Origin of the sequence: Pseudomonas sp. Nvir, assembly GCF_963778085.1 — a bacterium.
Classification (GTDB): domain Bacteria; phylum Pseudomonadota; class Gammaproteobacteria; order Pseudomonadales; family Pseudomonadaceae; genus Aquipseudomonas; species Aquipseudomonas juntendi.
Map to the genome: position 1 here is coordinate 2,465,551 of NZ_OY970405.1, position 12,647 is coordinate 2,478,197.

The 12,647-nt window shown below is 61.1% G+C and carries 17 protein-coding genes; 4 read left to right on the plus strand and 13 right to left on the minus strand.

Annotation, left to right across the window (positions count from 1 at the left end):
• Window positions 1-176: 176 nt before the first annotated feature.
• Window positions 177-1,214 (plus strand): alpha/beta hydrolase family protein, encoded by a 1,038-nt coding sequence (locus tag AACG97_RS11820; protein WP_225785589.1) that lies wholly within the window; start codon window positions 177-179, stop codon window positions 1,212-1,214.
• Here the strand turns inward: AACG97_RS11820 and AACG97_RS11825 are convergent.
• From AACG97_RS11825 to AACG97_RS11850, 6 genes are all read right to left on the minus strand, one after another.
• Entirely contained in the window at window positions 1,185-2,378 is a 1,194-nt protein-coding gene (locus AACG97_RS11825) for an MFS transporter (protein ID WP_197885835.1), read from the minus strand. The two genes, AACG97_RS11820 and AACG97_RS11825, sit on opposite strands and share 30 nt — an antisense overlap.
• Before the next feature lie 149 nt (window positions 2,379-2,527).
• Window positions 2,528-4,114: an ABC-F family ATPase gene (locus AACG97_RS11830; RefSeq protein ID WP_115293961.1), complete on the minus strand. Its 1,587-nt coding sequence runs from the start codon at window positions 4,112-4,114 to the stop codon at window positions 2,528-2,530.
• Window positions 4,115-4,146: 32 nt separating this feature from the next.
• Window positions 4,147-5,361, minus strand: a complete 1,215-nt coding sequence (locus AACG97_RS11835) for a site-specific integrase (RefSeq protein WP_197885836.1) — start codon at window positions 5,359-5,361, stop codon at window positions 4,147-4,149.
• A 252-nt stretch (window positions 5,362-5,613) separates the two neighbouring features.
• The gene (locus AACG97_RS11840) at window positions 5,614-6,114 is read right to left on the minus strand and encodes a hypothetical protein (RefSeq protein WP_054903981.1); all 501 of its coding nucleotides are present in this window, start codon (window positions 6,112-6,114) and stop codon (window positions 5,614-5,616) included.
• A gap of 54 nt (window positions 6,115-6,168) precedes the next feature.
• A complete protein-coding gene (locus AACG97_RS11845) occupies window positions 6,169-7,089 on the minus strand; it encodes a DHHA1 domain-containing protein (protein ID WP_225785587.1) in 921 nt (306 codons plus the stop codon).
• Between the two features lie 57 nt (window positions 7,090-7,146).
• Complete coding sequence (locus tag AACG97_RS11850; RefSeq protein ID WP_070085572.1) at window positions 7,147-7,644, minus strand: hypothetical protein; 498 nt, start codon at window positions 7,642-7,644, stop codon at window positions 7,147-7,149.
• Between the two features lie 68 nt (window positions 7,645-7,712).
• Between AACG97_RS11850 and AACG97_RS11855 the strand changes: the two genes are divergently transcribed.
• A complete protein-coding gene (locus AACG97_RS11855) occupies window positions 7,713-7,898 on the plus strand; it encodes a hypothetical protein (RefSeq protein ID WP_070085573.1) in 186 nt (61 codons plus the stop codon).
• A 16-nt stretch (window positions 7,899-7,914) separates the two neighbouring features.
• Here the strand turns inward: AACG97_RS11855 and AACG97_RS11860 are convergent, their stop codons facing one another.
• The 6 genes from AACG97_RS11860 to AACG97_RS11885 are packed head-to-tail and all read right to left on the minus strand — an operon-like array spanning window position 7,915 to window position 9,666.
• Entirely contained in the window at window positions 7,915-8,166 is a 252-nt protein-coding gene (locus AACG97_RS11860) for a hypothetical protein (protein ID WP_139137832.1), read from the minus strand.
• Between the two features lie 52 nt (window positions 8,167-8,218).
• A complete protein-coding gene (locus AACG97_RS11865) occupies window positions 8,219-8,494 on the minus strand; it encodes a hypothetical protein (RefSeq protein WP_070085575.1) in 276 nt (91 codons plus the stop codon).
• A complete protein-coding gene (locus tag AACG97_RS11870) occupies window positions 8,491-8,883 on the minus strand; it encodes a DUF2591 domain-containing protein (protein ID WP_110677096.1) in 393 nt (130 codons plus the stop codon). The genes AACG97_RS11865 and AACG97_RS11870 overlap by 4 nt, the downstream gene beginning before the upstream one ends.
• On the minus strand, window positions 8,880-9,191 hold the full coding sequence (locus AACG97_RS11875; protein WP_197885837.1) for a DUF551 domain-containing protein: 312 nt from the start codon (window positions 9,189-9,191) through the stop codon (window positions 8,880-8,882). Before AACG97_RS11875 ends, AACG97_RS11870 begins: the two co-directional genes overlap by 4 nt.
• Window positions 9,188-9,397 (minus strand): hypothetical protein, encoded by a 210-nt coding sequence (locus tag AACG97_RS11880; RefSeq protein WP_110677092.1) that lies wholly within the window; start codon window positions 9,395-9,397, stop codon window positions 9,188-9,190. The genes AACG97_RS11875 and AACG97_RS11880 overlap by 4 nt, the downstream gene beginning before the upstream one ends.
• Window positions 9,394-9,666: a hypothetical protein gene (locus tag AACG97_RS11885; protein ID WP_070085979.1), complete on the minus strand. Its 273-nt coding sequence runs from the start codon at window positions 9,664-9,666 to the stop codon at window positions 9,394-9,396. The genes AACG97_RS11880 and AACG97_RS11885 overlap by 4 nt, the downstream gene beginning before the upstream one ends.
• Before the next feature lie 511 nt (window positions 9,667-10,177).
• Here AACG97_RS11885 and AACG97_RS11890 point away from each other — a divergent pair.
• Window positions 10,178-10,477, plus strand: coding sequence for a hypothetical protein (locus AACG97_RS11890; RefSeq protein ID WP_083281675.1), 300 nt, complete (start codon window positions 10,178-10,180; stop codon window positions 10,475-10,477).
• 1,129 nt (window positions 10,478-11,606) lie between these two features.
• Window positions 11,607-11,888 carry a hypothetical protein gene (locus AACG97_RS11895; protein WP_070085858.1) on the plus strand — a complete coding sequence of 94 codons (282 nt, stop codon included), beginning with the start codon at window positions 11,607-11,609 and terminating at the stop codon, window positions 11,886-11,888.
• A 3-nt stretch (window positions 11,889-11,891) separates the two neighbouring features.
• Here AACG97_RS11895 and AACG97_RS11900 read toward each other — a convergent pair whose 3' ends face one another.
• Window positions 11,892-12,554, minus strand: a complete 663-nt coding sequence (locus AACG97_RS11900) for a hypothetical protein (RefSeq protein WP_139137846.1) — start codon at window positions 12,552-12,554, stop codon at window positions 11,892-11,894.
• Between the last annotated feature and the right edge of the window lie 93 nt (window positions 12,555-12,647).

Here is a 12,647-nt window from a genome sequence, read left to right on the forward strand (position 1 = left end):
AAGCGGTCAGATAAAACCGTTGACCGTCATCTATGCCACGGGTTCGCCGCCAGGCGCAAATGCAGGGTGCGCGTGCAGGCCTGGCATAACGCCAGTTTCATCCAGTTTTCATGCGGCGCCTGCGGGGCCAGGCCTATGCTGGGTTATCGCATTGCCACGCAAGGAGCCGCTGGCCGATGACTCTCCCCCGTTGCGTGTTGACGCTGGCGCTGTGCGCCTGCCTGCTGGCCCATGCCGAGGCTGCGCAATGGGCAGCAGGCCTGCATCACATGACCCTGACCGACCCGGTCGATAACCGGCCCATGCAGGCGCTGGCGTTCTACCCAGCGCTGGGCCAGGCCCGCAGTAGCCGTATCGATGGCTACCCGCTCGACGTGGCCGAAGAGGCCCCCATCGCCATGGGGCGCTTCCCGCTGTTGGTGCTGTCGCACGGCAATACCGGCAGCCCGCTGGCGTTGCATTACCTGGCTACGGCGTTGGCGCGCGCAGGGTTCGTGGTGGTGGCGGTGGTCCACCCCGGGGACAACACCCGCGACCACAGCCGCCTGGGCACCCTGAGCAATCTGTATGGCCGGCCGTTGCAGCTCAGCGCCGCGATCACCGCGGCCCGCGCAGACAGCGTGGTGGGCCCGTACCTGACGGACGGCAAGGTGGGTGTGATCGGCTACTCGGCGGGTGGTGAAACGGCGTTGATCTTGTCTGGCGCGCACCCGGACCTGGAGCGTTTGCGCCAGTACTGCCTGGAACGCCCCAACGACGCCGACGCCTGTAAGACCCACGGCATATTGATAGCCGACCGCAGTGAGCTTGGCCCCAAGGCCGACCCGCGTGTCGGCGCGGTGATGTTGATGGCGCCGCTCAGCCTGCTGTTCGGGCGGCATGCCCTGGCCGGGGTGCAGGTGCCGGCACTGATCTCCAGCGGCGACAGCGACCAGTCGGTGGCCGTGGACCGCAACGCCGCAGCGCTGGCCCGCAAGCTGCCAGTCACACCGGATTACCGGCTGTTGGCCGGTGCCGGGCATTTCGTGTTCATGGCACGTTGCGATGCCGAGCAATACCAGCGCATGCCGGTGCTGTGCAAGGATGCCGAAGGCGTTGACCGTCGGCATATCCACCACTCACTGCAACGTGAAACCGCAGCGTTCTTCAGCGAGGCGCTGGGGGCGCCGCAATTGGCCGAGCGCTCAGCGGCCACGGCCACGCCGCGCCAGTAGCAGCGTCAGCCCAACGCCGGCCAGTGCCAGCAGGGCGGCCACGCAGAAGATCGAGGCATAGCCCAGGTGCGCGGCAACCGCCCCCATTACCGGCCCGGCGAGGGCCAGGGCCATGTCGAAGAACACCGCGTAGGCGCTCAGCCCGGCACCCCGGCTGCTGCTGGGTACCTGCCTGATGGCTTCGACGCCCAGTGCCGGGTACACCAGCGACAGCCCAAAGCCGGTCAGCCCGGCACCCAGCAACGCCCACGGTGGTGAGGGCGCCAGCCACAGCAGGCCAAGGCCGAGCACTTCGGTGGCCATGCAGGCGACCGCGACGTTGTAGCCACCAAAGCGGTTGACGGCGTTGACGAACAGCAGCCGGGAGATGATGAAGCACACGCCAAACGCGCTCAGGCACCAGGCTGCGCCGGCCCAGCCACGCTCAAGATAATACAGGGTGACAAAGGTGGTCAGGGTGCCGTACCCGATGGAAGCCAGGGTCAGGCCAACACCACACGGCGCCACCCGGCCGAACGCCGACCAGAAGGGCAGGCGCTCGCCGCGCGTCACCGCCACGTCGGGGCGTTTGCGCAGCACCAGCAGGGCAATGGCTGCCAACCCCAGCAGCGCCGGGCCCAGCACGCTGAAGCCCAGCCCGTCCACGGCCAGCACCCCCACCGGCGCGCCGATGGCGATGGCACCGTAAGAGGCGATGCCGTTCCATGAAATGACCCGGGCAGTGTGTTCAGGGCCGACCTGGCTGATTCCCCAGCTCAGGGTCGCCACGCCGATCAACCCCTGGGCTATGCCCAGCAGCAGGCGCCCGGCAAGCAGTAGGCCCAGACTGAGGGTTGGCAGGTTCAGCGCCCAGGCGGACAGCAGGGTCAGCACACCGCAGCCGGCGATACCCATCAGGCCATAGCGTATTGCCCGCTTGCCGCCCAAGGTATCGGCCACCTTGCCGGCTAATGGCCGGCTGAGCAGGGTGGTCAGGTATTGCAAGGCGATGGTCACGCCCGCTATCACGGCGCCGAAGCCCAGCTGATCGTGCACATGGCTGGGCAGTACAGCGATCGGCAGGCCGATGCAGAGGAAGGCAATGAAGGTGTAGAAGACGATTGACAGGATTTGCAGGGTTATGTGCAAGCTATCGCTGGGGGGAGCAGGTTGTTGCGCGGTCATGGGCTCGTTCGCGGGCGGGCGGTTGGGCGTGAACCCATCATGGCCGTTGCGCGAAGGAAATGAAAGCAGGCTAACGAATTTCTCGTCGAGAGGCCTCGCGCTGTGGCGCAAGGCCCAGCCGCCCAAGGCGGCCAGGCCTCAAGGCTCAATCAGACCAACACACCCTGGCTACGCAGGTAGTCGTCGTAGGTACCGCTGAAGTCCACCACGCCATCGGCCGAGAGCTCGATGATGCGGGTAGCCAGCGACGAAACGAATTCGCGGTCGTGGCTGACGAACAGCAGGGTGCCTGGGTAGTTTTCCAGCGCCAGGTTGAGTGCTTCGATCGACTCCATGTCCAGGTGGTTGGTCGGTTCGTCCATCACCAGCACGTTGGGTTTTTGCAGGATCAGCTTGCCGAACAGCATGCGGCCTTGTTCACCACCGGAAATCACCTTCACCGACTTGAGGATCTCGTCGTTGGAGAACAGCATGCGCCCCAGGGTGCCGCGGATCACCTGCTCGCCGGATGTCCACTGGCCCATCCAGTCGAACAGGCTCATGTCGTCTTCGAAGTCGTGGGCGTGGTCTTGCGCGTAGTAGCCGACTTCGGCGCTGTCGGTCCACTTCACCGAACCGGCATCCGGGGTCATTTCGCCGACCAAGGTGCGCAGCAGGGTGGTCTTGCCGATACCGTTGGGGCCAATGATCGCCACGCGCTCACCCGCTTCCACGGTAAGGTCGAAGTTCTTGAACAGCACCTTGTCATCGAAGGCTTTGGCCATTTTCTCGACGACCACGGCCTGGCGGTGCAGCTTTTTGGTCTGCTCGAAGCGAATGAACGGGCTGACGCGGCTGGACGGTTTCACCTCGGCCAGCTGGATCTTGTCGATCTGCTTGGCGCGCGAAGTGGCCTGCTTGGCTTTCGAAGCGTTGGCCGAGAAGCGGCTGACGAAGGTCTGGAGTTCGGCGATCTGGGCTTTTTTCTTGGCGTTGTCCGCCAGCAATTGCTCGCGCGACTGGGTGGCCGCCGTCATGTACTCGTCGTAGTTGCCCGGGAACAGGCGCAGCTCGCCGTAGTCCAGGTCAGCCATGTGGGTGCACACGCTGTTGAGGAAGTGGCGGTCGTGGGAAATGATGATCATGGTGCTGTTACGCGCCGTGAGGATCGTTTCGAGCCAGCGGATGGTGTTGATGTCCAGGTGGTTGGTCGGTTCGTCGAGCAGCAGCACGTCCGGGTCCGAGAACAGCGCCTGGGCCAGCAGCACACGCAGCTTCCAGCCAGGGGCCACTTCGCTCATCGGGCCGAAGTGCTGCTCCAGCGGAATACCCAGGCCCAGCAGCAGTTCGCCGGCGCGCGACTCGGCGGTGTAGCCGTCCATTTCGGCGAATTCGGTTTCCAGTTCGGCGACGGCCATGCCGTCTTCCTCGGACATTTCCGGCAGCGAGTAGATACGGTCGCGCTCAGCCTTGACCTTCCACAACTGGCCGTGGCCCATGATCACCGTGTCGATGACGGTGAATTCCTCGTAGGCGAACTGGTCCTGGCGCAGCTTGCCCAGGCGGGTGTTGGGTTCGAGCATGACCTGGCCACCCGAAGGCTCCAGGTCACCGCCGAGGATCTTCATGAAAGTCGACTTGCCGCAGCCGTTGGCGCCGATCAGGCCGTAGCGGTTGCCGTTGTTGAATTTGACAGAAACGTTTTCGAACAGCGGCTTGGAGCCGAACTGCATGGTGATGTTAGCGGTAGAAATCAAGTGCTTGTCCTGCGGGGGTTCCAGAGGTGTATTTAGGCCCTCTCGTCAGTTTTGGGCCAATTTGGGGCCAATTCGACTCGGGGCGGCAGCTTCTCCAGCTCCCTCCAGTCCGAGGAGGAGCTGATCCATTTCGCGTAGGTAGAGAGCAACATCTCGACGCTGTGGCCAAGCTGGCTCGCGATGAACGCGGGGTTCATCCCAGACATCAGGCACATGGTTGCGTAGGTGTGGCGGGTGTCGTACTGACGGCGTTCACGGATGTTCAGCGCCTTCAGCGCCGATTTGAAGTGGCGGATTGTAACACTTGGCTCGTTGATCCACAGCCCACCTTTGCTTGGTTGGAACACGAAGGGGCTAGTCGGGTGGACCGACTTGGATGCCATGCGACGAAGGGTAGCCATTCGCTGGGCCTGGTTGATGGCGTTCAATGCGCGCTCGTTCAACAGGACCACCCGATGATGCTTGGTTTTCGTACGTTCCTGGGGGGCACGGTTGACGATGATCCGGCGAACCGTCGCGGAGCGCTGATCAACGTCGATGTCCTCCCATTTCAGACCCATTGCTTCGCCAGGGCGGACCCCAGTGAAGAAGCAAAACTCGAAGAACGCTGCGTAGATCTGCGAGTATTTCTGTAGCGTCGCATACAGGTGGGCGATTATCGCCTCTGCTTCCGCCCTGGTGTAAGGGTCTACGACTTTCTTTACGGACTTTGGCTTATCAAGCGAGGTGGTGGGGTTCTTGGCGATCAAACCATCAAGGACCGCTGCCTTGAAAACGCTGGCCAGCTTGATGATCGCATTCCGCTTTACGCCAACTGACGTCCACTGGATCTGCGAAATGACCCCACGAAGCATGGTCGGTGTGATCATGTCTATCCTGCGTAGGCCAAGGTATGGCATCCAGTAGATGTTGAACACGCTCTTATAATTGTTGCGGGTGCCTTCAACGATGTCGCGGCTATCCAGCCACATCTGGGTGTAGGCGCCCAGGCTCGGGATAGACTCCGCCGTCCGGCGTGCTATCTCCGAGCCTGGGAATAGCTCGGCATACTTCTCCTCGTCCAGCAGGCCGTGACGGATCAGGTTTACTACTTGATCACGTACACGGCTGGCTGCGCGGATGCCCTGCGCCGTCGGGGGGTGGGCGAGGGTTTCCCCGCGACGCTCACCGTTCCAAGTGAAACGGATTCGGAGCGAGTCTCCTCGGATTTCAATTCCAGGGGGCAGACCCACAGGCTTTCGAGCCATTCCTCATATCTCCATCTGCTGTACATGATGTTGCGGCCGTTCTTGTTCCAGACGCCTTCAGGGATTTTCCCGCGCTGGCGACGGGTCTGAAGCGCTCGCAGCGTGATTCCCAGCAGTTCGGCCATCCTTTCCTCCGTTACCTTGTCCACTTCCTGGGCAACGGCCTCTTCCAGCCCGGCGTGTTCATCGCCTGGCTTTTTCCTTTCTGAGCGCATTGAGTTCTCCAAGCCGCCGGTGGCGGCAGGTTGGTTGTTAAGTGGTCGCCTTGGCGGCTTTTGCGTGGCCGACGCAAACCCGTAGTGGTTCACCGCGTTCGTCGAGGTCGGCGTGGCACATGAAGCCCTTGCGGTCGTGCGCCATGAACTCTGCGTCGCTGGTGGTGATGGGCGACTGATTGGCGATGGATCCCAGGCGATATGCGCAGCCCTGGCATGCACCGGCCGGGTCGCACTTGCTTGCGATCTGCACGCCTTGGCAGGCCCCGAAGATGGTCGGCAGGTTCACGCTATCGAACTTGTCGGGGTGAACGCCGCACTCATGGATGAGGACCATGTCACTCATCTCTGCACAGTTGGCAGCGACGGAGTTGGCCATGCCTATAAACTGAGCGAACATCTCGGCGAGCTTGGCCGGACCGTGCTCTCGCCATAGGGCTTTCACCATGGTGCGGCGCATATCCAGGCCATGCTGGCTGATACCGGCGATGATCAGCGCGTCCGCTGGCGACATGCTGTAGTCGGTGTTTTCGGGCATAGGTCATCCTCGCCCGGCGGTCGCTACCACCGGGCTTTGTTGGCGTGGTGTTGATTACTTGGTGAGTTCGTGGCCGAACGGCACGCGGAAACCGGAGGCGTTTCGGTGGCCGCCACCGCCGTACTGTTTAGCGATCTCCGACACATCCAGCCCCTCGTCGGTGCTGCGCAGGCTGAATACGCGGCCATCTGGCGTATCCCAGTAGCACGCGGCGAACGCTTCGCCTTGAGCCATCAGGTGCCCGGCGTCACTGGTGAGCGTGTACGGCAGGCTGGCCACGGGCACATCGTGACCGCCGATGACCAGGCGGCGCTTCATCACGGCAACCAGCTCGGCAATATCCTTGTGGTGCTTGCGCTCGATCGCGGCGCCGTCCGAGCGAAGGGTTTCCACATCGGCCGCCATCAGCTTGTCCCAGACTTCGAAGTCGTATGGGTAGCTGAACAGGTTCGCCTGGATTTCGCGGGTGCCGTCCAGCTTGAACAGCCAGAGGTCGCGGTCCTCGATGTGGCGCAGCAGCATGGGCGGCTCTTGCCCGGGGAAGAAGTGGTCCCAGGCCAGCATGGCGCCGCTGCGGTTCATATCGAAGCAGCAGGCGATGGCCGGTGCGTTCTGCATTTGCATGAAGCTGTGAGCGCTTTCCCAGCCCAGCGCGACCGCGCCGTCGGCGTGCCGGCCATCGAGCCGAACGCCTGCATGGAAGGGCGGGAACTTGCTCAGGTCCTCGGCCGCCGACTTGTGATGATCCAGGATGATGATGCTGTGGGCCTTCCAGCTCATCCTCGCCATGACTTCGTACTTGTAGCTGAAGTCGACGATGATAACGTCCTTGCCCTCAACGTCTGGCGGCTCTTGGCCGTAGACACCGGCGACAAACTCGACCTGGTCGCCCAGGGCTTTGCGGACAACCCAGGCGGCACCGAAGCCGTCAGCACAGTTGCCGTGGTAGATGCACATCGTTTTGCGTTCAGACATAGAGTTTCCTCACCCGCACGGCAGATGGCGGGCATTTGATTAATGGCAGGGTGACGGTTAGGCAGGAATTTTTTCAAGAGCCGCGTCGGCGACCTTGATCGCGGCCTGGGCGTTGCCGACGTAGGCCGGGTCGAATCCGCCGGCGTAGTGGATAACACGCTGGCAGGCGTCTAGCTCTTTGCGCGCCAGGCGCAGGGCATGGACCAGCTCTTCTTGCTGCGCGCCTTCGGCCCGACCGATATCCCAGAACTGCTGCCCCCAGTGATTGAGCGGTGTCGGGTTGGTGTTCTGCTTTCCGCACGCCAAGGAGCCCACGATCACGTCGCAAAGGCCGCGCTTGTAGGCGTTGTCACCATCGAGGCTCAGGCCGCCGCGCCGGCGTAGGGTGTTCACGACCTCATCGACGTCGAGGCCGCGGTCTTTGAGGACGATATCCAGGTCTGGCTTGCCTGCCGTGTAGATCACCAGCGCCAGTTTGGCGCCTGGCTGCAGGTTCTCGCTGATCATCACCAGCGCATCGTTGGCGAGCTGGTGGAATCGGTTGGTTGCGGACATAGGTAATCCTCGCCCGCGCATGTCGGTGGGCTCATGTGGTTTAATCGGGGTTCAAGAGGAGGAGCGATATGGCCAAGGAAACAAGAAAGCCGTGGGGCTATGCAGCAGTCACCCTGATATCAACTGGCGTCGGGTTCGCTTTCAGTGGGCTGATGACAGGCCAGCCTGCCTTTATCTACAGCGGTCTTGGCATGGCCATACCTGGAGTTTTGCTGGCCGTGACGCACTTCTGGTCGGCACGCCGGCGGGCTTGAGTTGTAGGGGAAGGGGTTAATAGTCGAAGTCGTATTCGGCGAAGCAGGGCGCGCATAGAGGGCGCTGGCCGCGCTGCGCCCAAGCCGAGGTCTTGAGTAGCCAGCGGCTCTTGTCGACGAATCGGCCACAGTCGCGACAATGGGTATGATTTTCCTCGGCCTTAAGCTGCGCGAACTGGGCGATGCGCTGGCGCTCATCCTCGGCTAGCAGCTGCCGGAAGTGCTCTTGCTCTTCCTTCTCCGTCATGTGCGGGTAGATCTTGCTCATGCCAGTCATCGCGGCCCCCTGCAGATCAGGTAGGCCATGTAGGCGAGGGCGCTCATTGAGCGGCCTCTTTGGCCATGAGCTTGTCAACGACCGCATCAGCCATCGCGCAGAACAGGGGCATTCTCCCCTCGTTCCAGATAGCCAGCGGTGACCTGGTTCCAATGGGGTTGCGAACGAATCGGTAGCGCTTGGCATCCTTGCGCAGAGTCTCGTTCTCTGCGAGTAGCTCATTTACGCCCTCAGCCAGGAACCTGTGTTGTTCGTCGCAGCAGAATCGACGGTCGTTCATCACCCGCTCAGCCAGCGCTTTCAATGCTTCTCGGTTCACGGCATAAGCTCCTTCGGCACCTGGACGGTATCGCCGAGCTTGTGTGCGACAATGGCCCGGCACGCCGCCGGCAATGGAAAATCAGCCCCTTGGGCAACGTCTTTGCCGTTTTCGGTTATCCAGGCTGCCCAGTAGTCCCAATCTTTCTGCGGGCAGTGCAGGCTGACGTTGTGCTTCTGCAGTAGCGGTCCGCCCACCGCCCAGTCTTCCCACGGGTTGAAGCGCTTGGCTTGCTCGGTCACGGTGTAGCGGTGGCGGGCAAACACCCGCCAGGAGGTGTTGTAGTGCGGGGGCTCGAGTTCCAGCTCCAGGCCTTCGGCCATGCCTACTGCCCACCCAAGCGCCTCGCCGACCAGGTCTGCCGCCTTCACTTCGATCAGGTCGGTCATGGTTGGGTGCCCGGCGGTGAAGGCATTGGTTGCCAGTGAGTGACCTCATCACCCGATCCGGCATCGATAAGCGGTATCCAGTATTCATCGAAGTCGTCGTGCGGCTCGAGCGAATACCAGCCGGTAAATGGTGTTCCCTCTTCAGGCTGCTCGTCATCATCGGTATTGAGCAGCTTCTCGTTCAGCCATTCCGCTGCGAACACGTAGGTCTTGTCGGTTCGGCTGCGGTAGACCGCAACGATGAACGTGGTGTCCGAGTTGACTGGGGTTTCCGGCAGCCTGTCGCTGCATTTTGTCCATTCGCTCACAGCTGATACCTCTCATCAATCCAGCGCCCAGGCGCCAGTGCGGGTGTAGGTTCGGGTTGTGTTTCGTGCGGGGAGAGCAGGCGCTGGTTGCCGACCTGCAGCTTGCACGGTTTCGTCTCGCGCCCTACAAACATGCCCACACAGAAGGTCTGCGCCAGGATGGCTACGACGGCAAACGTGTAGAAGAAAAGCTGGGATCGCTTCATGGCGTCACCACCCGGCGACCCCACCAGCATGATGGCCCGTCGTCGGTGTCGTAGATGGCCAGGCAGAACCAGCCTTCACCATCTGGCTTGCTGGGTTCCCAGTAGCTGCAATCGGGGTCGCCAGACTCGAAGTAGCGTTCTGCGATGTCCTCCGATGCGTCGGTTTCCAGTTCGACTCGGACCACCTCCAGCCCCTGCTGGGCGACCCAAGCCTTGCTTTTTTCGACGTCGACCTCGTCGAAATCGGGCAGCTCAGGGTGCTGAAACATCCCGTATTCGTCACGGCGCACAACTGCGGGCTTGATCAGGCTCTGGCGGTCGAGGCGTTCGATCTCCGCAAGAATCAGTGCACCAGCTTTCACCAGGTCGCGCCGGCGATCTGCGCTTGGCTTGAATGTCTCCGGCGCCCACGGCCAATCTGTGCTCATGGTGCGAGGCTGACCTGCCAGACGTGCGTACACGCTCGCCGCCCTGGCCAGTTCGCCACTGGTGTGACCGTCATCGCGATACAGCGAATAGCCTTTGTTGCTTACCTGCCGCTGGCGCTCGAGCACGACATCCTGTGCCGCGCGGTTGAGGGTGATTCCACTTTTCTCGGACACGGTTATTCCTTGGCCGCCATATCGCGGCAGTAAGTTGTACAAATTATTGAATCTGTAGAGGATTTTTGGCCGCTGGTCCGATTCAGTTCACAGTTCAGCCTTTGCCAGTTGTGCAGCTGCACCGCTTCGCTATGGTGGTCTTTGCCATTCACAAAAGACTTCGGTCGTAGGAGGCGACATGCGAATTCGTGGAGATGTTTACTGGCGGTGGGCGGATCCCACACTCCACCATCGGGAGCATGACGAAACTCTCGATGACGGCACGTTTATTGATGTTCAGGTACGACTGTCGCGAACCGGCAGCACGCAGATGTTCATCGGTGTGTATGCCCCGGGCGGCTCTGCGCTCCATGAAGAGGCTTTCGATTCTCGCCCAGGTGAGTCGATGACTCGTGCGATGGCGTGGGGAGTAGGGCGGGCTCGGAAAATCGCAGTTGACGGTGTGTCTGCAGCAAGAACGACGGTGTCATCCGGGTGAGATGTTACAAGGGTTGGCCCGAAGCGACGGACCAACCCGCCCCGTCACCTGACAGGCCCTTCGTACACTGGGATAGGGCCTCGGTAGAACTTGGGATCGTAATGGCGCCCAGGCTGCGTGGCAAAAAACCTGCCGCCTTGCTTCCCGTCTCGGCGTTGGGCGAGGTACGCCACTGGCTCCTTCGACGGTGTTTCTTCCAGCGCTTTCAGTATCCGTAGCGCTGCTGCGCTTCCTTCCGGTAGTTCCTCCAGCGCTGCTTCCAGCACGTCGAGCGGTACGGTGATCAGCTTATCTTTACGACCTATCAGCACTCCGTAGTTACGTCTCCCTTGCCTTCATAGGCTAGCTCAGCCTACCGAAATAGAGGCTCCTGCAGCCAATATCATTCCGAACTGGCCGCCATATCGCGGCAGTGAATAGAGGGGAGAGGGGTTACAGCTGGGTGGATTACAGGGGGCGGTCATCGCTTGTGCGAGAACCGATTTCGCTCAATCCAAATGGAATGATTGACGGAGTTGTTTGTCCATTGGGTATAAGACTACGAAAGGCTGTTGCTTTGCACATTCTTAGGATGGCTGACCATGCCGGACATTGAAAAAAGGTACCGTGCGTACAAGCTGCTGCGGGAGCTCGACTCCCTGACCTCCTCAACAATGAGGGAGGTCGCCTACGGCAGGCTTGGCGGCGCGGGCTGGAAGGCTGCTTGCGAAGCACATCGGGCGGCGTTCGAGCGCTGGATTGCCTATGCGGAGTCTGTCGATACCCCAGTAGAGGCTGAAGCCTTTCAAAGTGGGGCTCGTGCAAGAGATCGTCTCGCTGTAGGACCACTATCTAAGTAGTGATCTCCTCGGAGTCCACCACAGATCACTTAGCGATCAATTCATATATGCACGCCCGACCCGATGAAGGGGCGTTGGCGGTGGTGTGCCTATTTGCGCCCGAACAAGGCCTCCAGTACAAGGGGCAGTGCACTCTACGCGGCGTGTGCATACCCAGCCTAACCCTTCCTGAGCGCCCCAGTTCTGCTGGGCCGTATGTAAGTATTGTAAAAGTTCATTTTTTTTAGAAAAAATAGACGACCTGCTCTATCTTGACTCCATGGACAGCTACTGCCATTGGAGAGGTGGTCATGCGTCAACGCGGAGACGTTTATTGGGACTGGGTGAATCCAAATCTTCACTTCAGGAATCTGGACGAGCGCTTACCTTGTGGGGCGCTGATCAACATCCAGGCCAGGCTGTCGCCTGATCGCAAAACGCAGGTGTTTTTCGGTATCTATGGTGAACGAGGGGTGCTGCTTGTCGAGGAGCAGCACTTAGATTGCCAAGGGCAAACCATGACTGCGGCGATGGTTTGGGCATTGCAGCGTGCGACGAGCTGGGTGGAGCAGAACGCGGCGAGCCGGGCGTGAAGCTCAGATGCGACAAGCCACTTCGCTCGGCTCTGCGCTGGCGGATAGGGGCTCGATAAGTTTCATCAGATCGGCTATCGCGGCGTCATACCATGCGTAGCTGGCGCTCTCGCTCAGCTCGTCTTGGAATGCCTCCAGCACGGCTGCGCGGGTTTCGGCTGTCCACCCTGCAATCGCACCCAGCAGCGCATCCCGCTCGGCCAGCTGGGCGCGCAGCCTGCCAGCCTCGGCGCCAATCCCGTCACGCTCGTCGTTGAGGTCTCGAATGATCTGTGAGAGCTGATCAACCGTGCCTGTGTCAGGCATAGGCCCCAGGCCAACAATCGGCAGCCCAGTCTCCGCCGCATCCCGCTCTGCCTCTTCTTTGGTCCACCAGAAGGCAGTACCAACCATCCAGGCGATAGGGTCTGGGTGGGGCCGCTGAGTCATGGCCTGGATGATATTCAGCAGATCATGCCGCTCAAGTTCGTCGCAGTCGCCCAGGCACAGGCGGTCACCAACGTGGCGCGTGCACTGGGCATCGTCCTCGGTTAACTCTTCGGAGCTGCCAACCCAACCGCAACAGCGGCATTTGGCTGGGTAATAACGTCCAACCAGCGGCTTCAGGCCTATGTATGGCGGCACGCTGACCATCTCGGTGTTGCTGGATCGGTTTTCTGTGGGCATGGGATACCTACTATCCGATAAACGGTAGTTGATGAGTGATTTGTCGTGATCCGCAGTGATCGCGGATTAAGGTTTCTGGAAAAACCCCAAGAG